The sequence below is a fragment of the Arthrobacter sp. P4_F11 genome (assembly GCF_056401395.1).
Map to the genome: position 1 here is coordinate 40,940 of NZ_JBFUJK010000018.1, position 20,729 is coordinate 61,668.

A 20,729-nucleotide genomic window follows, 5' to 3' on the forward strand; every position below is an offset into this window, starting at 1 on the left:
TAGAGTGAATTTGTGAGTACCTCCGCTGGCTGGGACCGTCCCCGCACGTCCCTGTACACAGACCACTACGAGCTGACCATGCTGCAGGGTGCCCTGCAGTCCGGCGCGGCGCACCGCAAATCGGTCTTCGAGGCCTTCGCCCGGCGGCTCCCGGACGGGCGCCGCTACGGCATCGTGGCAGGCACCGGCCGCCTCCTGGAAGGGATCGCGAACTTCCGCTTCGGCGAGCCGGAACTGGACTACCTGCGCCGGACCAAGGTGGTCAACGACCAGACACTGGATTACCTGGCCGGCTACAGCTTTTCCGGCGACATCTGGGGCTATCCGGAGGGTGAGGCGTACTTCCCGAACTCCCCCGTGCTGATCGTTGAGTCCACGTTCGCCGAGGCCTGCATCCTGGAGACCTACCTGCTCTCCGTGCTCAACCACGACTGCGCCATTGCCTCCGCCGCCTCCCGGATGATCTCCGCGGCCGGAACCCGCCCGTGCATCGAGATGGGATCGCGCCGGACGCACGAGGAATCAGCGGCCGCCGCCGCCCGGGCCGCGGTCATTGCCGGGTTCGACAGCACCTCGAACCTGGAGGCCGGATTGCGCTACGGGCTGAAGACGGTGGGCACGGCCGCCCATTCCTTCACCCTCCTCCATGACACCGAGCGGGAGGCCTTCGAGGCGCAGATTGCCGCCTTTGGGCCGGACACCTCTCTGCTGGTGGACACGTACGACGTCGAAACGGCCGTCCGCACCGCCGTCGATCTCGCCGGGGACAAGCTGGGCGCTGTCCGGCTGGACTCGGGCGACCTCGTGGCCCAGGCCCAGTGGGTGCGCCGGCTGCTCGACGAGCTCGGCAACGACCGGACCAAGATCGTGGTGACCTCAGACCTCGACGAATTCGCCATCGCGGCGCTGGCGTCCGCGCCGGTGGACTCCTACGGCGTGGGCACCTCGCTCGTGACCGGGTCCGGGGCCCCGACGGCGAGCATGGTCTACAAGCTCGTCAGCCGCACCGACGACGCCGGCGATTTCATCTCCGTCGCCAAGGCCGCCAAAAACAAGGCCAGCAAGGGCGGCCGGAAGTACGCGCTGCGCAAGCTCAACGAGCGCGGGACCGCCACGGCCGAAATCGTCGGCGTCGGCCATCACCCGGAGGACGACGGCAACGACCGTCCGCTGCTGCAGCAGTTCGTCAAGAACGGCGAGCTCCTCCCCGGGTGGACGGGTCCGGAGGGGGTCGAGCGCGCGCGCCGGCGCCACGCGGAAACCATGCGGGAGCTTCCCGCGGTGGTCAACCGGCTCCAGCGCGGCGAGGCGGCCATCCCCACCATCTACGAGGAGGACTGAATGTCCCGCGCCCTGATCATCGTTGACGTCCAAAACGATTTCTGTGAGGGAGGTGCCCTGGCCGTCCCCGGCGGGGCAGGCCTGGCCGGGGAAATCAGCGAGTACGTTGACGCCCACCACGGCCAGTTTGACCACGTCGTGGCCACCCAGGACTGGCACATCGATCCGGGTGAGCACTTCTCGGAGGAACCCGATCTCGTGGACAGCTGGCCGCGGCACTGCGTGGCGGGCACCCGCGGGGCCGAACTGCATCCCGATCTTGATCCCGAACACATCCAGGCGTACTTCCGCAAGGGCCAGTTCGCTGCGGCGTACTCCGGCTTCGAAGGGCTGCTGGCCCCCGAGGACGACGTCCCCACCGGTGACCGCCAGCCCGGCGCCATGCCCGTTACCGGCGCCGGAGGCCCCGAAAACTCCGCAGGCTCCGAAGACTCCGACAACACAGTGAGTCCCTTCGCCGGCAGTGATTTCGCCGCTGGCGAGGACGCGATCGGGCTGGACGACTGGCTGCAGAGCCACGACGTCGAGGACATCGTGGTGGTGGGCATCGCCACGGACTACTGCGTCAAAGCGACCGCCCTGGATGCCGTCCAGGCCGGCTACTCCGTCACGGTGCTGCGCGGCCTGACGGTCGGCATTGCCGAAGACCTGGACGATGCCGTGGCCGAGATGGAGCTCGGCGGCGTCGATGTCCTCTGAGCCAGTAGACTCGAAATCCTTGCCCCATCGCCAGTCTTGCCATATTGACAGACCCGTAGAACCCCGGAGTACACCATGAAGAAGACCCTGACCGTCCTGATTGCCGCCGGAGCGCTGCTCGGCGCGGCCGGCTGTTCTGCCACGCCGCAGCTGACCAACGAGGAAACCTGCGCCCGGGTCAAGACCGTGGTCTCCGCCCAGTCGGCCACATCGGACAAGACCGGAATGACCCGGGTCGCCAACCAGCTGCGGCCCATCAAGGCGGCGTCGTCCGAGGACCTTCGGGCCCCGCTGCAGACCATCATCGAATACTTCGACGAGTCGGCCAAGCCCTCCCCGGACACCGCCAAGCTCGAGGACATGAAGGCCGACTACACCGCGGCAGGCCAGACCTATGGCCAGGTCTGCGGCGCCGGCCAGTAGCCGAAGCAAAGTTCACGGCAGCGTAAACAGCAGAGGGACCAGTTCACAGTGAACTGGTCCCTCTGCTGTTGCCCGGCGCCTATTGGCCTGAGCCCATAACCCTGTGCCCTTAACCCCGGCCCATAACCGCCTGCGCGGGGCTACTTCCGGCCGATGAACCAGTCCTGGAGCTTGCGCAGGCGGGTCTGCAGCTGTTCCTCGTTGGCCTGGGCGACGGCCGGGCCGCCGCAGACGGTCCGGAGCTTGGTGTGGATGACGCCGTGCGGGGTCCCGGTGCGGGCCGACCAGGCGGCGACGTTTTTGGCCAGCTCGGTGCGCAGGTCCATGAGCATCCGGTGGTCCGGCACGGCCGGGGCCGCAGCCGCGGCTGCCTCAGTCTGCGGGGAGCGCCTGTTCTTCCGGTTCAGCTGCTCGTGCTGGCGCTGGCGCAACAGCGTGCCGACCTGTTCAGCGTCCAGCAGTCCCGGGATCCCGAGGAAGTCGAGCTCGTCCTCCGAGCCCACCTCGCCGCCGGTGCCGAATTCGCCGCCGTCGAAGAGCACCCGGTCAAAGGACGCCTGGGAGTCGAGGGCCTCGAACTTGCCCTTCATCAGGGAATCGGAGGCCTTCTCCTCGCGGTTCGCCTCGTCCATGAGCGAATCCTCGGGATTGAAGAGGCCGTCGCTGTCTTCCTTCTCCGGGCGGTCCAGGGCGTGGTCGCGCTCGGCCTCCATCGAGTTGGCCAGGGCCATCAGCTGCGGCACCGAGGGCAGGAAGACCGACGCCGTCTCGCCGCGCTTGCGGGCACGCACGAAGCGCCCCACGGCCTGGGCGAAGAACAGCGGGGTGGAGGTCGAGGTGGCGTAGACGCCGACGGACAGCCGCGGAACGTCGACGCCTTCGGAGACCATCCGGACGGCCACCATCCAGCGCTTCTCGCTGGCGGTGAATTCCTCGATCTTGCTGGAGGCCTTGGCGTCGTCGGAGAGGATGACGGTGGGCGATTCGCCGGTGATCTTCTTCAGCTGGCCGGCATACGCGCGGGCGTCCTCGTGGTCGGTGGCAATGACCAGACCGCCGGCATCCGGGACGCTGCGCCGGACCTCGCTGAGACGTTTATCCGCGCCGGCCAGGACGGCGGGGATCCATTCGCCGGCCGGGTTCAGCGCGGTGCGCCAGGCCTGGGACGTGATGTCCTTCGTGACGGCCGACTCCCCGAGCGAGGCGGCCATCTCGTCCCCCGCGCTGGTGCGCCAGCGCATTTGGCCGGAGTAGGCCATGAACATCACCGGGCGGACCACGTGGTCGCGCAGGGCCTTGCCGTAGCCGTAGGTGTAGTCGGCCTTGGAGCGCCGGATCCCGTCCCGGTCCTCGGCGTACTCCACGAACGGGATGGGCGAGGTGTCCGAGCGGAACGGGGTGCCCGTCAGGGAGAGCCGCCGGGCCGCCGGGTCGAACGCCTCACGGAGGCCGTCACCCCAGGACAGGGCCTCGCCGCCGTGGTGGATTTCGTCCAGGATCACCAGCGTGCGGGCGGCTTCGGTCTTGGCCCGGTGCAGCATGGGCTTGCTGGCCACCTGGGCGTAGGTCACGGCGACGCCGATGAACCCGCGGCCGTGCTGGCCGTCGGCATTCTTGAAGTTCGGGTCGATCGCGATGCCCACCCGGGCAGCGGCGTCGGCCCACTGGCGCTTGAGGTGGTCGGTGGGTGCCACGATGGTCACGCGGTTGACCACCCCGGAATCGATGAGCATGGACGCCACGCGCAGGGCGAAGGTGGTCTTACCCGCGCCGGGGGTTGCGACCGCAAGGAAATCCTTGGGATGGGTGCTGAAGTAGCTGTCCAGCGCCTCCTGCTGCCAGGCGCGCAGCTTGGGGGCGGTGCCCCAGGCGGCCCGCTCGGGATAGGCGGGGGGAAGCGTGGGTCCGCCGAAAAGTGTCTCCGTCATTAAGGCGCCCTCCATCCGCGCATGGCTGCAGCCGACGGAGAAACCCAATTAAGCACAAAAACACCAATCTTTTTGGATGGACCGTAAGGCAGTACCCGGACAGCATGGACCGGCAATCAGGAAAGCAGAAAATCAGGGGCGCGACGGCGCGCCGCCATAGGGAAGCGCCGGCCGAAGACGGCTAACGGAACCTGTTGGTTCCGTTGATTGCCCTTACTTGTCGCCGGAGCCCTTGCCGCCGTCGTTTCCGGGGCGCAGGCCCTCGTAGACTTCCTTGCATTCGGGGCAGACGGGGAACTTCTGCGGATCCCGGCCCGGAGTCCAGACCTTGCCGCAGAGCGCGATCACCGGTTCACCGGTCAGCGCGGATTCCATGATCTTTTCCTTGCGCACGTAGTGCGAGAAGCGCTCCCGGTCACCGGGCTCAACTTCCTGGCGCAGTTCCTCGCGCTCGATCGTGGCCGTTGACGTCCCGGCTCCGGAGAGCTCGCGCATCGGATCGTTTTCGAGAGGATCGGTCATGCTAGTCATGACACCCATCTTAGCCGTTGGAAGGGCGCTGCCGGACCTGCGGGGTGCCGGCGGCGGGGCCTAGAGGCCCTGCCAGGCGGGTTTGTGGTCGTAGCTGTGGCGGTAGTAATCCGCCAGCCGCAGCGACGACGCCGCCGCCTCGTCCAGCAGGATGGTGGCGTGCGGGTGCAACTGCAGCACGGAGGCCGCGCAGATGGCGGCGACGGGGCCCTCCGCGAGGTCCCGGACGGCCTGGGCTTTTTGCGCACCGGTGGCGATCAGGATCACGTGGCGGGCATCCAGGATGGTGCCCAGGCCTTGGGTCAGGACGTGGTGCGGCACGTCGGCCAGGCTGCCGAAAAACCGTGCGTTGTCCCGGCGTGTCTGCTCGATCAGGGTCTTGATCCGCGTCCGGGACGCCAGCGACGATCCCGGTTCGTTGAACCCGATGTGGCCGTCCGTTCCGACGCCGAGGAGCTGAAGGTCCACTCCCCCGGCATCGCGGATGGCATCTTCGTAGGCCCGGCAGGCTGCGGGGATGTCCGCCGCCGCGCCGTCGGGCACGTGGACGTTGGCCGGACTGATGTTCACCCGTGCGGTGAATTCGCGGGCGATCACCTCGCGGTAGGACTCCGGGTGGCCGGCCGGCAGCCCCACGTACTCGTCCAGGGCGAAGGCGCGGACCCGGCTGAAATCCAGGCCGGCGCGCTCGTGCCGCGCCGCCAGTTCGACATACACCGGCAGGGGCGTGGAACCGGTCGCCAGGCCCAGGACGGCGTCGGGCTTGCGGCGGAGAAGGGCCTCCACCGCATCGGCGGCAAGCGACGCGATCTGTTTGCTGCCGGGAAGGATGACAACTTCCATGATCCTGCCTTACTGGCCTACCTGGTGTCCGAGTCTGCGCACTCCCAGCATGCACCCGTCAGCGGTTGACGGCCAGTTGTGCCAGCAGCTCCGGCGCCCGCCGGTCCAGCCACGCTCCGCCGGTCCGGACACCGACGGCGAAGAGTGTGAGACCAAGCACGGGTCCGAGGGCCAGCGCGATCCAGCCCGGCACGGAGCTCCCAGTGATGAACTGCGCGGCCACGAGCGCCGCCTCGGGAACCACGAGGACCAGAAGCACGGCCATGCCGCCGAACTGCACGGCGAGGGTCTGGGCCACGTTGCCCGGCGGCTTCTTGAACGGGCTGTCCCCCGGGAGCGGGACGCTCACGGTGTAGCGCGCCGAGATCACCGAGGCCAGGCCCAGGCCGGTGAAGAGGACGCCGAGGCAGAGGCCCAGTACCGCGGGCAGCTTCTCCCAGTCGCCGGTGAAGAAGAACGGCCCGACGCTGAAGAGGACCGCCACCGGCAGCGCGAAGCTCAGGCATGCCAGCGCCCGGCCGAGCCGGTCGTCGGCGCCGCGCACCCCCGTTGCCACGTGCAGGGCGAAGGCGGTGCTGTCATAGGAGACGTCCGTGGAGATCGACCACGCCAGGAGGAAGGCCGTCAGCGGCCCGACGAACTGGAACGGGCCGTAGAACCCGCTCTGGCTGCCCTGGAAGAGGAACAGCACCGGCAGGAGCGGAACGACCACGAGCGCGCCGGCGTAGCGGGGATCGCGCAGCCAGTAGTACAGGGACCTCGCGGCGACGGCGGCGGCCGGTGTCGCCGGGAGCAGCCCGAACAGGCCTGTGCCGCCGGTCCGCCGCTTGGATGTCCCGGCGTAGGGCGGGGTCACCAAAGCGCGCTGCAGCAGGAGCTTCCACGCCAGGGCCAGGGCCGCCAGGGTGGCCGCGGCGATGAGGAATTTCACCGCCGCGGCCGCGTAGCTGCCGGCAGCCAGCTCGCCGCCGAGCGAGAACGCCGCCCCGGCCGGCGTCCAGGACAGGGCCCGGGCCAGGCCGGTCAGGAAATCGCCGGAACCGGCGATTCCCCTGGCGATGCCTGCCACGATGGGCCCCGTGAGCACGAGCGGGATGAGGAAGGCGACGGAGCTGATGTCCTTGAAGCGTCGGGAGCTTGCCAATCCGGCCGTAGCCGTGGTCACGACCTTGGAGAGAACGATGCAGCTCAGCACGCCCAGCACGGCACCGACGAGGGCGCCGGCTGCGGCCGGCAGGCTGTGGGACCAGGTGCCCACCGTGGCGAGCGCAACGAGTGAGGTGGCGAGACCCGGTATGCCGATCAGGCCGCCGAGCGCCAGCCCGGCCAGCAGCTGCGGCGTGGGGACGGCAAAGGTGGTGAACCGGGCAGGGTCCAGCGTCATGTCCGCGGCGGAGACAGCGACGGGAATGACGGCCCAGCCCAGCAGCGCCGTGGCACCGCCCAGGACCACCACGGTCTGGGCGAGTTCAATCTCCACCCCACGCAGGACGAACAGCCCGGCCACGCAAACAGCCACGATTCCCAGGGCATACAGGGCGCCGATCCCGAGGCCCACCAGCTGCCACGGGCTGCGCCGGACGCTGTTGCGCAGCAGGGTCAGCTTGAGCCTCAGAAGGTGCGCAACCATTCCAGCCCTTCCGTGTGGTTCCGGCCGCCTACGAGCTGCACGAAGCGGTCCTCGAGGCTGGCGCCGGCGCGGACTTCCTCCACAGTCCCGGCGGCGAGGACCCTGCCGCCCGCGACGACTGCGACGTGGTCGCACATGCGCTGGACCAGGTCCATGACGTGGCTGGAGACGATGACCGTTCCGCCCGAGGAAACGTAGCGGTCCAGGATGTCGCGGATGTTCGCCGCGGAGATCGGGTCCACCGATTCGAACGGCTCGTCGAGGACCAGCAGCCGCGGGGCGTGGATCAGCGCCGAGGCCAGCGCGATCTTCTTGGTCATGCCGGCGGAGTAGTCCACCACCAGCGTGCCGGCGTCATTGGCCAGGTCCAGGGCAGCGAGCAGTTCCGCCACCCGCGACGCCACCATCTCCCGGTCCATCCCGCGCAGCAGGCCGGCATAGGTGACCAGCTGCTCGCCGCTGAGGCGGTCGAACAGCCGGACGCCGTCGGGCAGGATCCCCATCAGCTTCTTGGCCTCCATCGGATGCTGCCAGACGTCGACGCCGTGGACCAGCGCGGTGCCGAAGTCCGGGCGCAGTAGGCCGGTCGCCATGGACAAGGTGGTGGTCTTACCGGCGCCGTTGGGCCCGACCACCCCGTAGAAGGACCCGGCCGGAACGTCCAGGCTGATGCCATCGACGGCGATTTTGTCGCCGAAGCGCTTGGCGAGGCCAAGCAGGGACAGGGCAGGAACCGGCGGCGACGACGGGCCGGGCGGGGCTGGCTTTCCCTGCTGGCCAGGGGGCTGGAATGTCATGACGCCAGACTAACCGCCGGACGGCGCTAAAAGGATAGTCCGCAAGGCGTACGTTTTCACTCGCGGGAACCGGCACAGCTGTTTCTGGAATGAATGCGGTTCTGGAATGGATGCCGGTTCTAGAACGAATACCGGGGCAGGGCGCGTTCGTACTGCGGCGGCCACGCGAGGTCATGGCCGAGCTCAAACGCGGCCCGCAGCCACCAGTGCGGATCCCGCAGGGCGGCACGGGCGATGAACACGCCGTCCGCCTGGCCGGTGGCCACCGCGTGCTCGGCCTGCCCGGGGGACGTCAGGAGTCCCACCGTGCCGGTCCTGACCCCGGTTTCGCGCCGGATCCGGGCGGAGAACCCGGTCTGGTAGCCGGGGCCCACGGGAATCTGCTGGTGCGCCACGGCCCCGCCGCTGGAAACGTCCACCAGGTCCACTCCGCGCTCGGCGGCGGCCGCGGCCATCCGGACCGAGGCGTCGGCCTCGATCCCGCCCGGCGCCCAGTCCGAGGCCGAGATCCGCAGAAGCAGGGGCATGGAGTCCGGGATGACCGCGCGGACGGCGTCCACCACGGCAAGCGTCAATCGGTTCCGGCCCGCCTCGTCCCCGCCCCAGCGGTCCGTGCGGTCGTTGACCAGCGGGCTTTGGAACTGGTGCAGCAGGTAGCCGTGCGCGCCATGGATTTCGATCGTGTCGAACCCTGCGTCGACGGCCCGCACGGCGGACGCGGCGAAATCGGCGATCACGCCGTCGATCTGCGCTTCCGTCATGGCCGACGGCGGCGCGTAGCCGTCGAATGCGCCGGTGCCAGGACCCACGGTGTCCCAGCCGCCCTCGGACGCCGGCACGCTGCCCAACTTGCCGGAGAACGGCCAGTAGGAGGACGCTTTCCGGCCGGCGTGCGCCAACTGGGTGCCGATCTTGGTCTCCGCGGTGCCGTGGCGGTGCACGAAGGCGGTGATGCGTTCCCAGGCCGCGGCCTGGTCGTCGTTGTAGAGTCCGGCGTCGCGGGGGCTGATCCTGCCCGCGGCGTTCACGGCGTTGGCCTCGGTGAGGACCAGGGCCGCTCCCCCGGTGGCAAAGGAGCCCAGATGCATCAGGTGCCAGTCTGTGGGCACGCCCTCGCCCGTTTCGGGGTCGCAGCTGTACTGGCACATCGGGGACACCCAGCCACGGTGCTGCAGCCGCAGGGACCTCAGATCCAGCGGCGCGAAGAGTGCCGATCCCACTAGAACAGCACCCGGGCCAGCCCCTGGCGGGCCTTGGCGACGCGCTCGTCGCCGGTCCCGACGACGTCGAAGAGTTCAAGCAGCCGGACCCGGGCGCTCTCCCGTTCCGGGCCGAAGTTGCGGCCAATGAACGTCACGATCCGGCCAAGGCCGTCCTCGATGTGGCCGCCGGCGATATCCAGGTCCGCAACCCCGAGCTGGGCCTCGAGGTTGTCCGGCTCATCGGCCGCGAGCCGGCGCAGGGCATCTGCCTCGGGCCCGGAGAGGGCCTGCAGGCGATCCATCAGTTCCACCTGCGCCAGGCCGGCCTTGGCCTCCGCATCGGCGGGCATCTCGTTCAGGGCCTGCCGGTAGGCGGCGGCCGCGGCCGCGTAGTCGCCGGCCTCGATCGCATCGAACGCCGCCTGGTGCAGCGGCGGCAGTGGCGGCGCCTCCGGTTCCGCGCCACCCGGGCCGCCGGCGCCGATCCGTCCGGTCACGCCGTTGGCGGCCGCGACCTTGAGAAGTTCATCGAACAGGCTGCGTACCTGCTGTTCGTCCGCGCCGCCCTGGAAGAGCGGCACGGGCTGGCCCTTGACCACCGCGACGGCGGTCGGCACGGCCTGCACCTGGAACGCCTGGGCAAGTTCCGGGAACACGTCGATGTCCGCGGCCCCGAGGACCAGCCTGCCGTCGTAGCTCTCGACGATGCCTTCAAGGACGTCCACCAGCTGGCCGGAGCCTGGCGAATAGGAGGCCCAGAGGGCGATCACCACAGGCACCTGGGCCGAGAGGTCCACGAGCTCCTGGAAGTTGCCCTCGGTCACATCCACGCGCAACGGCCGGCCTGCGTGGTCGGCCGGGCCGGATGCCGGGGCCGCCGGGGCACCGGCAGAACCGGCGGAGCCCGCCGGGCCGGGGGTTGCGGCGCTGGTTCCGGCAGGTCCCGGAGAACCCGGTGCCGGCCGCTGTTTCAGGGCGGAGAGATCGACGGCGCCGCGCAGGTTCAGCGGGCTGGCGGCAACTGGCGGGACCGGGCGGGAAGCTGGCGTAGTCATAGCTCCACTCTAGCCATTGAAGTCCCGCCCGGCGCCACCATGCCCGCCGGCGAAGGCTACTTGATAGAAGCCCCGACCAGGCCGCGGGTGGCGGCCACAAGCTTCATCGGATCCTTGGAGCCGGCCGGCGGAACGTAGACAGCCACGGACTCTGCGAAGTCCAGCACCATGCCGGTGCTGGTCTCCTTGCCGCCGGCCAGGGCGGCCGCGTCGTCGCCGATGGTGAGCTTGTCCCCGTCGGCCTTCGGAGTGCCGTCGAACGAGAAGTTCAGGCGTCCCAGGACCAAGGCCCCGCCGTCAGCGGTACGGAACACGACAGTGTTGTCCGCGGCCGCCGTGTGCTTGAAGGCGAAGGTGCCGTTGACGCCTGATTTGACGACGTCAGCCTGGTAGGCGAGGGTGTCCGCGATGTATGGGGAGGACTGGCCCTCGACGAGCTTGTCCTTGAAGGTGGAGTCGGCCTTGGTCAGGCGGTCACCGAGCCCGGCGAGGGCTTCGTCGCCGCTGTACGCGAGTCCGGTCTTGTCCGCGGGCGCCAGCGTCTCCGTGCCGGCACGCCCGATCCCCGGGAAGGTGGCACCCGGCTGCAGCGGGGTGCTGCTGACCAGCTTGTAGTTCTCCCGCGGGGAGGCCTGGGTCAGGGTCAGCAGCTGCGGGACGACGTTACCCTCGCCCTGCGTCACGGCCATGACCGAGCGCGGCCAGCTGCGCTTGTTGGTGACCACCGTGGTCAGCAGCTTGGTCGAGCGGACAGGCATGCGGGCCTCGTAGGAACCGACCCGCGAACGGATCTTGTAGTTCTGTGTGCGCACCTCGAGTTCGGACTTGGCCACCCGCGGCGCCAGCTTCGCGGCGTCCTTGGCAGCGTCTCCTGCATCGACGGCACCGGCAACCTGCTCCAGGACGCGGCGGAACTGCGCGTCCAGCAGCACCGGCGCATCGCCGGCTTGGCCCTCACTGCCAGGGGTCGCGGCGTCGGAGGCCGGGGCACCGGAGGCGGGAGCACTGGAGGCCGCGGCGCTGGGCGACGGCGCGGGCGTCTGGCTGGCCTGGGCTGCCACTGACGTTCCGGCGACGGCGACGGCGGCGGCGGCCAGCACTGCCACGACGATGCCGGAACGTCGCGCCGTGCCGGAACCCTTCTTCTGGCCGGCCGCTGCTTTCTCCGGCGCGGTCTTTTCGGGGCCTGTTTTCTCCGGGGTGGCCGGCTGCGGTGCAGTCTCGGGTGCTCCGGCGCCGGATGCGGAGGTGCCGGATGCGGCAGGATCCTGGGTGCTTGCCGTCGAGCCGTTGTCCCCGCGGCGTGCCGCGGCCTTGGCCTGCGCGCGGCGGGCGAACGTGCTGCCGCCGCCGGTGCGGTTGCCTGACTTCGGCTTGAGGACCAGCAGCGCCCCGCCGGCGATGATCATCAGGCCACCGAGCACCATGAGCGGAATGGCCCAGGGCGTGGACGTGTCGTTCGGGAAAGTCATCGTGATGGAGCCCGGGGCGGGCTTGGTGCCGTCCGCCGCGAGGAGCAGCGACCAGTCGCCGTCGGCCGGCGCGTCCCACGAGTAGTCCATTTCGCCGGTGGCGTTCTCGGTGCTGACCCACAGATCCGATCCGGCGGGGGACGGCGCGGTAGCTTCGCCGTCGGTATGCGTCAGCTGCAGCGCTTTGCCGTCCTCGGAGACGCCGGAGACGGTGTTGTGTGCCGTTTTACCCACCCAGGCGTCGACGTCGTCCGGCCGTCCCGCGGCCAGCAGGAAGGCCCCTTCACCCTTGACCTGGATCTTCACGGTCCCGGGGTGCAGAGTCTTCAGCTTCTCGTCGAAGACGGTCAGCGGCGCGGCGGTGCCGGTCGGAGCGGTGGCCGTAATCGTCTCCGGGGGAGCCCAGAACGTCTTCTGGCCAATTCCGGCCAGGAGTGTCAGGAGGCCGAGCAGCACCAGGGCGACTGCAGTCTTGAAACGCAAAATACTACCTATCATCAGCGGACAGTTAGCTTCAATAGTAACCATTTTGTTACCCGCGAGTCAGATCGGGGACCCGAACGGCCCCTTGGAGAGGTGCCTGCGGGGGCGTTTTTCCGCTGAGGTGACAAGCCTGCTGATAGTGTTTGCGGTGATCATCACACCAGTGCCGCCAGTGTGGCGCAGCAAGGAACTAAGGGCATTTAACGCAGTGACTGAACATACGGATTCGTCCTCCGCCGGACCAGAAGAAGTGCAGGAATCCGACAGCCAGGAACCCGGCCCCGAACAACCCGTTTCCAGTCCCCGGCCCACAACCTCCCGCCCCCGGATTGCCGCGGCCAATGTCCTTCTGTCCGCGGCCCGGCGCCTGCGCCAGCCCCTGCCCGGAGCCCAGCCGAGAATCCGCTTCGAAATGCCCCCGGAGCATGAGGCCGGGGCCGGGGACGAGGAGACGTCCGCGACCGATGCCCGCTTCGGCAGTCCCGGTCCGCGCATGTCGGCCCAGCACCCCCTGTATATGGGCTTCATGGGCACGGTCGGCGTCGGCTTCGCCCTCCTGGTCTATTGGATCGGGTCAAATACGACGCAGTTGCTCTTGTGGATCATCACGGCGCTCTTCATCACCCTGGGGCTGGACCCGGTGGTGCGCTGGCTCGAACGCCGGAATGTCCCCCGGGCCGCCGGCATCCTCCTGTCCGTATCCACCCTGGCACTAGGAGTGGCCGCATTTTTTGCCACCCTGATCCCCACGATCGTGCAGCAGGTGACGCAGATCGTGCAGCAGGCGCCCAAGTGGGTCCAGGAGTTCATTGACTCGGAATTCTTCCGGAGCGTCGACAGCCAGTTCGGCATCCGGGACCGGATCAGCCAGGAGCTGGAGAAGTTCGTGAACAACCCGGACGCCATGGGCGGCATCTTCGGCGGTGTTGTGGGCTTCGGCTCCACCGTCGCAAACGGACTGTTCGGCGCACTGATCGTGCTGGTCCTGAGCCTGTACTTCCTCGGTGCCCTGCCCGCCATGAAGAAGTGGGGCTACCGGCTCGCGCCGCGCTCGCGCCGGGCCCGGGTTGAAGCCCTGTCCGAGGAAATCACCGGTTCGGTGGGCAACTACGTGATCGGCCAGGCCGCCGTCGCACTGCTGAACGCCACTTTCGCGTTCATTGTGATGTCGATCATCGGCGTACCGTTCGCCACGCTGCTGGCATTCGTGGTGGCCCTGCTGGCGTTCATCCCGCTGGTGGGCGGCATGATTGCCGGGTTCCTGGTAACGCTCGTTGCCCTGACCGCCGGCTGGCAGACCGCGCTTGTCTTCGCCATCTGCTATTTCGCCTACCTCCAGTTCGAGGCGTACTTCATCTCACCGCGCATCATGCAGAAAGCCGTGGCGGTGCCGGGCGCCGTCGCCGTCATCTCGGTCATCGCCGGCGGCAGTCTGCTGGGCGTTCTCGGAGCCCTGATCGCCATTCCCACCGCGGCGGCCATCATGCTGCTGGTCAAGGAAATCCTCATCGCGCGCCAGGACAGCCGCTGACAGTTCCGCCTGGCGGATTTTCGCACTGAAACAGGACAGCCGCACCGTGGTCCACGGTGCGGCTGTCCTGTTTCAGTGCGGTTTATTCTTTTGCGCCTTTGGCGGCTCAGGCGTGTGCCGTGGCGACCGGCCCGTCCCATTCCTGCGGAAGCACAGTTCCGGCGCTGCCAGATCCGGCACTGCCGGGGATGACCTCGTCCACGATTTCGTTGAGAACCCGCCCGGCGTACTTCTCCCCCACCCACAGGTGCTTGGCGCCGTCGACCCCCAGCACCTGCGCCTGCGGCACCAGCGCGAACCTCGCGGCCGCAGCCGCCGGCTGCAGGTAGTCGTCGTGCTCGGGGACCAGGACCTTCAGCGGCTTGCCGGCTTCGGCCCATTCCTTCAGGTGCACGTCCGTGGCCCGGTGCAGCGGGGGCGAGAGCAGCACAGCCCCCTCGATTTCCGAGGCGACGGGCTCGGTGGCGCCGTACATCAGGGCCAGCTCGGTGCCGAAGGACCAGCCGACCAGCCACCGGTTTGGCAGGCCGCGGTCCACGGCGAACTGCACCGCGGCCTCGACGTCGAGACGCTCGCCGACGCCTTCCTCGAAGGCTCCCCCGCTGGTTCCCCGCGGCGATGAGGTGCCGCGTGTGTTGAAGCGCAGGACGGCGATTCCCGCGAGGGCGGGCAGCCGGTAGGAGGCCTTGCGGTAGACGTGCGAATCCATGAAGCCGCCGTGCGTCGGCAGCGGGTGCAGCGTGATGAGTGTTGCCTTGATTCCGCCGGTTTCCGGGACGGCGAGCTCGCCCACCAGCCGGTGCCCGTCCGACGTGCGGAGTTCGACGTTCTCGCGGCGGGCCGGCAGGACCGTGGAGGCGCGGATGGCAGTGGGAGCAGAGGGCTGGGTGAAGACGTACGACGCGGGATCAAAGCTCATGCTGACCAGCTTAGCGATACCGGTAGCTCCGCGAAGTCCAGCAGTTGCTGTGCCAGTGGCGCCGCTCGGCGAGACCCGCGGCAGCGCCAAAGAGGTGGTCCTCGGACCAGACCACCAGGTGGGCGATTCCCGGCAGCACGGCGGTGGAGCAGCCCGGGCAGATGTAGGTCTTCTCGGCGCGGCCCGCGGTGATGGGGCGGACCATCCATTCGCCGTCCGGTGCGCTCTCCCGGCGGGCGAAACCCGAGCGGGCGCGCTCCAGATCAAGTTCCGGTGCCGGTCCGTGCTTGGCTCCGGCGGCTTTGCTCTTTCCGGGCGCTGTGCCCTTGCCGGAGCCTGTCTTCGCAGAACCGGCGCGGCGGGGTCGGTTGGAACGGGGCATGCCTCCATTCTGCCCCAGTCCGGCTGCCGCCCGTTGTCGCCCCGCCAAGCCGCCGCCCGCGCAGGCGGTAGAGTTGACCGGGTGCGTTTAGTCATAGCCCGCTGCTCCGTTGATTACGTCGGCCGCCTCAAAGCCCACCTGCCGCTGGCCACCAGGCTGCTGCTGGTCAAGGCCGACGGTTCGGTCCTGGTCCATTCCGACGGCGGGTCCTACAAGCCGCTGAACTGGATGAGCCCTCCTGCGTCCCTGCGGGTCTCCACACCCGATGAGGTCGACGTCGAAGTCGGCGTCGTCGAACAGTGGACGGTCCAGTCGGCCAAGACCGATGACCGGCTCATCATCAACATCCACGAGCAGCTTCACGATACCTCCCACGAACTGGGCCAGGACCCCGGCCTGATCAAGGACGGCGTCGAAGCGGACCTGCAGCGGCTCCTGGCCGCCCAGATCGAACTGCTGGGCACCGGGTTCTCGCTGATCCGCCGGGAGTACTTCACCGCGATCGGCCCCGTGGACATCCTTGCCCGGGACGCGGATGGCGCCACCGTGGCCATTGAGCTCAAGCGCCGGGGGGACATCGACGGCGTCGAGCAGCTCACCCGGTACCTGGAACTGCTGAACCGGGACCCGCTGCTGGCCCCGGTCCGGGGAATCTTCGCAGCCCAGCAGATCAAACCGCAGGCCAAGGTCCTCGCCAAGGACCGCGGAATCGACTGCGTGACCCTGGACTACGACGCCATGCGCGGCGTTGACGACAGCGAATCCCGGCTCTTTTAAGCACCCTGCGGCAGGCTTTCCGTGGCGGCGATTCGCGTTAAGACGTTCTTTGCACAATTTTTATGCAATTCTTCCGTTCGCCCGTTGACCTGACGCAAGTGTCATGAAATTCTTATACGAGTCTTTGTGTAGGTGTTTTTCATGCTCGCAAGACATGTTGCGAGCGTGAAGCTCCTGCCGCCACGGTCCGTGAATCCGGTTCCGTTGCCATAGGTTCTTCTCGCAGAGTGACCAAGTCCGGTGCGAAGTGCGCCGGATTTATTCAAGATCCACAATGAGGAGAAACAAATGGCTCAGGGAACCGTCAAGTGGTTCAACGCAGAAAAGGGCTTCGGCTTCATCACCCCGGATGACTCCGATGGCGATGTCTTCGTTCACTACTCCGAGATCCAGACCGGTGGCTTCAAGACCCTCGACGAGAACCAGCGTGTTCAGTTCGAGATCGGCCAGGGCGCCAAGGGCCCCCAGGCCACCGGCGTAACGCTGGTCTAGTCTGCCGCCGGGAAGTGCTTTAGGGCATTTCCGGCACCAGGAATGATCCCCGGCATTAGTGCCGGGGATCATTTTTTTGTGCATTCTTGGGCGCGGTGTTTCAGGTCGTCCGCAGTGGCCCGGTGCATTCTTCAGCCGAATTCCGCACTAACGCCGGGCACTAACCCGCAGGGCCCTGCCTAACGCACCAAAGTGCGCAGCAGCCGGGCACTTTGCCGGACGGACAACCCGGGAAGGTACGCGCGGCTCAGGGCCCGGCCCATCGCCGGCAATTGCAACGGATCCTGGTAGTAGAGGTACAGCGTGCGGTAGTCCGGCTTGAAACGCGACTTGAAGGTTGCCAGCGAGCGGAAGCCGTAGACGGGTTCCAGGGCCCTGCCCACCACGTCCAGGATCCCGGCCAGCCCCTCCGGCCCGGCGTCGCTGCCGCCGGAATCGCTGCCGGCGTCGCTGTTCCCGGAGTCGCTGCCCGAGTCGCTGGCGCCGGCAATGTCTCCGTCACGGTCCTTCGCCAGCGGCGATCCGGACAAGGAGATCACCTCAACCGTGCGCTTGAGTTCCAGCACGGCGGACGCAATGAGGAACTCCATGACACCAGGGAACGCGTCGCCGCGCCGGCGCATGAAGTCCAGGGTCCAGCTCACGAGCTGTCCGTGCTCGTACACCGGCAGCCAGCTCGTAACGCCCTGCACGCGTCCGGAGGCGTCCACCGCCAGGCAGCACAGCACCCCGTCGTCGTCGAGCTCGTCGATGCTGCCGAGCGTGAAGCCCATCTCCGGCACGTGCTTTTGCGCCGCCCATTCTTCGGAGACCTCGCTGAGCTGGGTCCGCAGCGGGGCAGGGAATTCGCTGTAGCGCCCCCATACGGCCTGGACACCGGTCTTCGCCGCACGGTTCAGGGCGGTGCGGACGTTTTGCCATTCCTTGCCCTTGAACTCGAGTTCGCGCACGGCGAGCCTGGTTTCCTGGGCCACGGCCACGCGGCGGAATCCGCGGGCCCGGAGCATCGGCCAGAGTTCGGCGGTGCAGGAGTAGAAACACGGGATCAGGGCGTGTTCGGCGCAGTAGCGCATGAAACCCGCTGCGGTCTCCTCGCGGAGGGCAGCGGATCCGAACGGGCCCGCCAGCGTCAGGGCCACGTTGCCGTGCTGCTGATAGGCCACGCCGCCGCGCCGGTCCGGCGTAAACCAGTATTTGTTCGGTTCCCAGAGCGCCATCCAGGACAGTGAGTCCCCGCCTTGGCGGATCAGGTCTCGGGCCGTGTCCCGGTCCCCGAAGCCGACGTCGGTACTGTGTCCGGTACCGTGCAGCCGCCGCCGCAGCACCAGCCAGACCGCCGCCAGGGCCACGCCCCAGAAGATGATGCCGGCATAGGCGAACAGAAATGACTCGACGGCGTTGCGGTTCTGGAACAACCGGCTGTAGGCGCCCGGAATGGGCAGCGGCAGGTACTGCCGGGCGAGTTCCGCCCCGAGGCCCAGCACTCCCCCGTCGCGGTCCATTCCGCCGGCGGCGAGCCAGGCCACCGAATAGGCCCCGGCGAGCACCAGCCACGTGCCCCCGACTACGATGCCCAGGATCCGCCTGGCCCGCGGAGCAGTCTCCACCCTGAACTGCCGGCGGTTAAGCCAGAGCAGCACAACGAGCAGCAACGGAACGGCCACGAGCGGCAGGACGCGGACGAAGCCGGAGCCCATCACGGCCGTGTGCGGCTGGCTGGCGTAATGCGGAATCCGGGCGAACAGGGCCAGGTACACGGCGGCCAGGGCTGTCACGCCGAGCTGGACGATGATCGCGATCCGCAGGGCCAGGCGGCGGCCCTGCCGCATGCCGTCCGCACAGATCAGCAGCAGGACCACCGGGACGACCGCCAGCGCGAGGCCCAGCGGACCGGCGAGTCCGGCGCGGCCGGCCTCCAGGCAGCTGACGTCCACCGTGCCGCCGCAGTTTTCCTCCAGCTGGCCCAGTGTGGGCAGCGGGTTCAGCACGACGTCGCGCAACAGGGCCAGGGGCCCGGTGGGGCTGCTGACGGCGGCAGTGAGGATCGGCCCCACCGCGAAGATCGCGACCGTGAGCGCCAGCAGGTTGCGTGTCTCGCGTCCGGTTGAACGGTGCCGGTGCAGGGTCCCCCGGTCGCCCTGGATCCACCAGCCCGCGGCCAGGCCGGCAAGGGCACCGGCGAGCCCAACCACTGTCTCCGGATGCCCGACGTAGAGCACCAGCAGCAGGGACGCGGACAGGCCGGCGGTCCGCAGCCTGCGTTGCCACAGCGTGGGAAGCAGGCCGCTGGCGGCCAGGGCCACGGCCAGGACGGCGGCGTAGGGGCCGATCAGCCGGGCGTTGACCATGAGCCCCAGCCAGCCGTCGCCGATGTACCGGGCCAGCTGGGTGACCAGCAGGAACACCGTCACCGCAGCGAACTGGCCTACAAAGAAGAATACGGCCGTCCGCCGGGTCCCCAGATGCCGTTCAGCGAGTCCCAGCAGCAGGAGGATCATCAGTGATGCGGTCAGGTAGGCCAGCAGGTTGGTGGCGAAGAACAGCGAGGTGAACAAGGACCACCAATGCCCCGCCTTCAGCCCCGAAGCGTTGACGGACGCTACGGGCAACAGGGCGTCGGGCGGGCCCGACAGGAAGCTGCCCGTCACGGCCCCGACACCGAGGAAGGCTGCGAGGACCGCCAGCGTGAAGGGCACGGCACGGAAGTGCGCCAGCGTCCGGCGCAGGCCCTGGCGCCAGACACCCTGCAGCGGCGGGATCTCCGGCCCCGGACCCGCCGCAGTCCGGTTACTGCCGGTCTTGGACTGGCTCATGGCGTGATCCCCCAGCGTCGGGCCAGGAAGTCCAGGCCGCCGGGAAGGCCGCCGGATGCCACGTCCCAGGAGTGCCCCGCGTTGGCGATCCGGTGTGTTTCGACGCTGAACCCGGCCCGGCGTGCCGCCTCGGAGAGCGCGTCCATGTGGCCGGTGAACTGCGGGTCGCGGTCTCCGGCGGCGAAATACACGCCGTGGCCGTCGAAGCGGTGTTCTGCCATGACGCGCAGCGGGGTCAGCTGGTCGAAGGCCGCGGCGTCGGCGCCGAAGGAGGCCTCAATGGTCTTGGCCCGCACCTTCGCGAGGGCCGGCTCCTCCTCGCTGGAGAAGGCCAGCGCGGCGCTGTAGACGTCGGGATGCCTCGTGACCATTTGCATGGCGCACGTGCCGCCGAAGGAGAAGCCGCCTGCGGCCCACTGGCGGGGATCCGGGTCGACGTCGAGCGTGCGTTTGATCCAGTCCGGCACGTCCCGCGCCAGGAAGGTGTCCGCCTGGGCAATCCGGCTGTCCATGCACAGCGTGTTTCCCGACGCCGAGCCGTTGGGATCGACCACCACCGTTACGGGCGCCACACCGGCGTGCTCCGCGGCGAACCGGTCGAGCCGGCTCCGGAGTGCGCCGCCGGTCAGCCAGTCGGCAGGACCGCCCGGCTGGCCGGAAAACAGGACCAGCACCGGCAGCGCAGGCCGGGGGGACCCCAGGTAGGCCGGAGGGAGATAGACGTAAGCGTCCCGGCTCTGGAAGCCGGAGACGGTGCCCGGGATGACCGCCTTGCGGATGACGCCGTGGGGAAGGTGGGCGGGCGCCTGCCAGTGGGCGAGCCCGGTGGCGGCAGGGGCGCCGGCGGCGCGCGTCAGGCCGGCCTCGAGCGGCTGGATCCGGGCTGCGGCCGCTCCGGTGAGGTCGCCGACAGTGTGGTTCAGGCCGAAGTAGATGTTGATCTGGACGGCGGACAGCGCGACGACGGCCAGGAAAGCCGCCGTGGCTGCTGCGCTTGAACGCCCGCGACGGCTACGGCTCGGATTAGTGCCGGTCGGATTGGTGCCGGTCCGTCCGCGGCCCCAGAGCCCAAGCAGGCGCATGAGCCACAGCAGCAGGGCGAGGACGCCGGAAACGGACCAGGCGAGGGTCTCTCCCGGCAGTTCGGCAGGGAAGACGGTGACGGCGTAGAGCAGGAACCAGTGCACGGCAGCGACGAGCGCCGCGGCGAGCAGGGTCATGGCAGCCGCGACGGCCACGGCCGCGCCGGGCTCGCGGCGGCCGGTGCGCCCAAATCCCGTGCGCGCAAAACCCGTGTGCCGGAGGGCAACGTGGGTCAGGAGGTAGGCCAGGCCCGCCGCGGCGGCTGCCCACACGAGCCACACCACCGGGCCGTCGACCAGGCTCAGGCCATCGAGGTAGTCCACCGGGG

The 20,729-nt window shown here is 68.8% G+C and carries 18 protein-coding genes; 6 read left to right on the forward strand and 12 right to left on the reverse strand.

What is annotated here, in order from left to right; genetic code table 11:
- Window positions 1-12 precede the first annotated feature (12 nt).
- The 3 genes from AC1DRO_RS18050 to AC1DRO_RS18060 all read left to right on the forward strand — a co-directional run bounded on the left by AC1DRO_RS18050 (window position 13) and on the right by AC1DRO_RS18060 (window position 2,463).
- Window positions 13-1,341, forward strand: a complete 1,329-nt coding sequence (locus AC1DRO_RS18050) for a nicotinate phosphoribosyltransferase (protein WP_476951889.1) — start codon at window positions 13-15, stop codon at window positions 1,339-1,341.
- The gene (locus AC1DRO_RS18055; protein WP_476951890.1) at window positions 1,342-2,040 is read left to right on the forward strand and encodes an isochorismatase family protein; all 699 of its coding nucleotides are present in this window, start codon (window positions 1,342-1,344) and stop codon (window positions 2,038-2,040) included.
- 75 nt (window positions 2,041-2,115) lie between these two features.
- Window positions 2,116-2,463, forward strand: a complete 348-nt coding sequence (locus tag AC1DRO_RS18060) for a hypothetical protein (protein ID WP_476951891.1) — start codon at window positions 2,116-2,118, stop codon at window positions 2,461-2,463.
- Window positions 2,464-2,603: 140 nt separating this feature from the next.
- Here AC1DRO_RS18060 and AC1DRO_RS18065 read toward each other — a convergent pair whose 3' ends face one another.
- From AC1DRO_RS18065 to AC1DRO_RS18100, 8 genes are all read right to left on the reverse strand, one after another.
- A complete protein-coding gene (locus AC1DRO_RS18065; RefSeq protein WP_079554437.1) occupies window positions 2,604-4,391 on the reverse strand; it encodes a DEAD/DEAH box helicase in 1,788 nt (595 codons plus the stop codon).
- A gap of 213 nt (window positions 4,392-4,604) precedes the next feature.
- Window positions 4,605-4,922, reverse strand: a complete 318-nt coding sequence (locus tag AC1DRO_RS18070) for a DUF3039 domain-containing protein (RefSeq protein ID WP_370122952.1) — start codon at window positions 4,920-4,922, stop codon at window positions 4,605-4,607.
- Between the two features lie 60 nt (window positions 4,923-4,982).
- Window positions 4,983-5,765: a glucosamine-6-phosphate deaminase gene (nagB, locus tag AC1DRO_RS18075; RefSeq protein ID WP_028276050.1), complete on the reverse strand. Its 783-nt coding sequence runs from the start codon at window positions 5,763-5,765 to the stop codon at window positions 4,983-4,985.
- 58 nt (window positions 5,766-5,823) lie between these two features.
- A complete protein-coding gene (locus AC1DRO_RS18080) occupies window positions 5,824-7,395 on the reverse strand; it encodes a transporter (protein ID WP_476951892.1) in 1,572 nt (523 codons plus the stop codon).
- Entirely contained in the window at window positions 7,377-8,192 is an 816-nt protein-coding gene (locus tag AC1DRO_RS18085; protein WP_476951893.1) for an ABC transporter ATP-binding protein, read from the reverse strand. Before AC1DRO_RS18085 ends, AC1DRO_RS18080 begins: the two co-directional genes overlap by 19 nt.
- 119 nt (window positions 8,193-8,311) lie before the next feature.
- On the reverse strand, window positions 8,312-9,412 hold the full coding sequence (locus AC1DRO_RS18090) for an NADH:flavin oxidoreductase/NADH oxidase (RefSeq protein ID WP_476951894.1): 1,101 nt from the start codon (window positions 9,410-9,412) through the stop codon (window positions 8,312-8,314).
- Window positions 9,412-10,449, reverse strand: a complete 1,038-nt coding sequence (locus AC1DRO_RS18095) for a co-chaperone YbbN (RefSeq protein WP_476951895.1) — start codon at window positions 10,447-10,449, stop codon at window positions 9,412-9,414. The genes AC1DRO_RS18090 and AC1DRO_RS18095 overlap by 1 nt, the downstream gene beginning before the upstream one ends.
- A 56-nt stretch (window positions 10,450-10,505) precedes the next feature.
- Complete coding sequence (locus tag AC1DRO_RS18100) at window positions 10,506-12,419, reverse strand: hypothetical protein (RefSeq protein ID WP_476951896.1); 1,914 nt, start codon at window positions 12,417-12,419, stop codon at window positions 10,506-10,508.
- A gap of 193 nt (window positions 12,420-12,612) precedes the next feature.
- Here AC1DRO_RS18100 and AC1DRO_RS18105 point away from each other — a divergent pair, with 193 nt between their 5' ends.
- Entirely contained in the window at window positions 12,613-13,935 is a 1,323-nt protein-coding gene (locus tag AC1DRO_RS18105) for an AI-2E family transporter (protein WP_476951897.1), read from the forward strand.
- A 106-nt stretch (window positions 13,936-14,041) separates the two neighbouring features.
- Here AC1DRO_RS18105 and AC1DRO_RS18110 read toward each other — a convergent pair whose 3' ends face one another.
- Complete coding sequence (locus AC1DRO_RS18110) at window positions 14,042-14,854, reverse strand: alpha/beta hydrolase (protein WP_028276057.1); 813 nt, start codon at window positions 14,852-14,854, stop codon at window positions 14,042-14,044.
- Window positions 14,855-14,864: 10 nt separating this feature from the next.
- A complete protein-coding gene (locus AC1DRO_RS18115) occupies window positions 14,865-15,236 on the reverse strand; it encodes a hypothetical protein (RefSeq protein ID WP_028276058.1) in 372 nt (123 codons plus the stop codon).
- An 81-nt stretch (window positions 15,237-15,317) separates the two neighbouring features.
- Between AC1DRO_RS18115 and nucS the strand changes: the two genes are divergently transcribed.
- Together nucS and AC1DRO_RS18125 are read left to right on the forward strand one after the other, a co-directional pair.
- Window positions 15,318-16,013, forward strand: coding sequence for an endonuclease NucS (nucS, locus tag AC1DRO_RS18120; RefSeq protein ID WP_026266819.1), 696 nt, complete (start codon window positions 15,318-15,320; stop codon window positions 16,011-16,013).
- A 288-nt stretch (window positions 16,014-16,301) separates the two neighbouring features.
- Window positions 16,302-16,505, forward strand: a complete 204-nt coding sequence (locus tag AC1DRO_RS18125; protein ID WP_011692441.1) for a cold-shock protein — start codon at window positions 16,302-16,304, stop codon at window positions 16,503-16,505.
- Between the two features lie 179 nt (window positions 16,506-16,684).
- On the opposite strand, the gene AC1DRO_RS18130 is transcribed toward AC1DRO_RS18125, so the two are convergent.
- Window positions 16,685-19,318 carry a bifunctional lysylphosphatidylglycerol flippase/synthetase MprF gene (locus AC1DRO_RS18130; protein ID WP_476951898.1) on the reverse strand — a complete coding sequence of 878 codons (2,634 nt, stop codon included), beginning with the start codon at window positions 19,316-19,318 and terminating at the stop codon, window positions 16,685-16,687.
- Window positions 19,315-20,724, reverse strand: coding sequence for an alpha/beta hydrolase (locus AC1DRO_RS18135; protein WP_476951899.1), 1,410 nt, complete (start codon window positions 20,722-20,724; stop codon window positions 19,315-19,317). Before AC1DRO_RS18135 ends, AC1DRO_RS18130 begins: the two co-directional genes overlap by 4 nt.
- Window positions 20,725-20,729 lie beyond the last annotated feature (5 nt).

What these genes read in the sequence shown, in the direction of transcription:
- AC1DRO_RS18100 (WP_476951896.1), bottom strand. Translation starts at nt 12,419, where the DNA reads ATGATAGGTAGTATTTTGCGTTTCAAGACTGCAGTCGCCCTGGTGCTG.
- AC1DRO_RS18095 (WP_476951895.1), bottom strand. Translation starts at nt 10,449, where the DNA reads ATGACTACGCCAGCTTCCCGCCCGGTCCCGCCAGTTGCCGCCAGCCCG.
- AC1DRO_RS18065 (WP_079554437.1), bottom strand. Translation starts at nt 4,391, where the DNA reads ATGACGGAGACACTTTTCGGCGGACCCACGCTTCCCCCCGCCTATCCC.
- AC1DRO_RS18085 (WP_476951893.1), bottom strand. Translation starts at nt 8,192, where the DNA reads ATGACATTCCAGCCCCCTGGCCAGCAGGGAAAGCCAGCCCCGCCCGGC.
- AC1DRO_RS18125 (WP_011692441.1), top strand. Translation starts at nt 16,302, where the DNA reads ATGGCTCAGGGAACCGTCAAGTGGTTCAACGCAGAAAAGGGCTTCGGC.
- AC1DRO_RS18115 (WP_028276058.1), bottom strand. Translation starts at nt 15,236, where the DNA reads ATGCCCCGTTCCAACCGACCCCGCCGCGCCGGTTCTGCGAAGACAGGC.
- AC1DRO_RS18060 (WP_476951891.1), top strand. Translation starts at nt 2,116, where the DNA reads ATGAAGAAGACCCTGACCGTCCTGATTGCCGCCGGAGCGCTGCTCGGC.
- AC1DRO_RS18130 (WP_476951898.1), bottom strand. Translation starts at nt 19,318, where the DNA reads ATGAGCCAGTCCAAGACCGGCAGTAACCGGACTGCGGCGGGTCCGGGG.
- AC1DRO_RS18080 (WP_476951892.1), bottom strand. Translation starts at nt 7,395, where the DNA reads ATGGTTGCGCACCTTCTGAGGCTCAAGCTGACCCTGCTGCGCAACAGC.
- AC1DRO_RS18070 (WP_370122952.1), bottom strand. Translation starts at nt 4,922, where the DNA reads ATGACTAGCATGACCGATCCTCTCGAAAACGATCCGATGCGCGAGCTC.
- nagB (WP_028276050.1), bottom strand. Translation starts at nt 5,765, where the DNA reads ATGGAAGTTGTCATCCTTCCCGGCAGCAAACAGATCGCGTCGCTTGCC.
- AC1DRO_RS18055 (WP_476951890.1), top strand. Translation starts at nt 1,342, where the DNA reads ATGTCCCGCGCCCTGATCATCGTTGACGTCCAAAACGATTTCTGTGAG.
- AC1DRO_RS18110 (WP_028276057.1), bottom strand. Translation starts at nt 14,854, where the DNA reads ATGAGCTTTGATCCCGCGTCGTACGTCTTCACCCAGCCCTCTGCTCCC.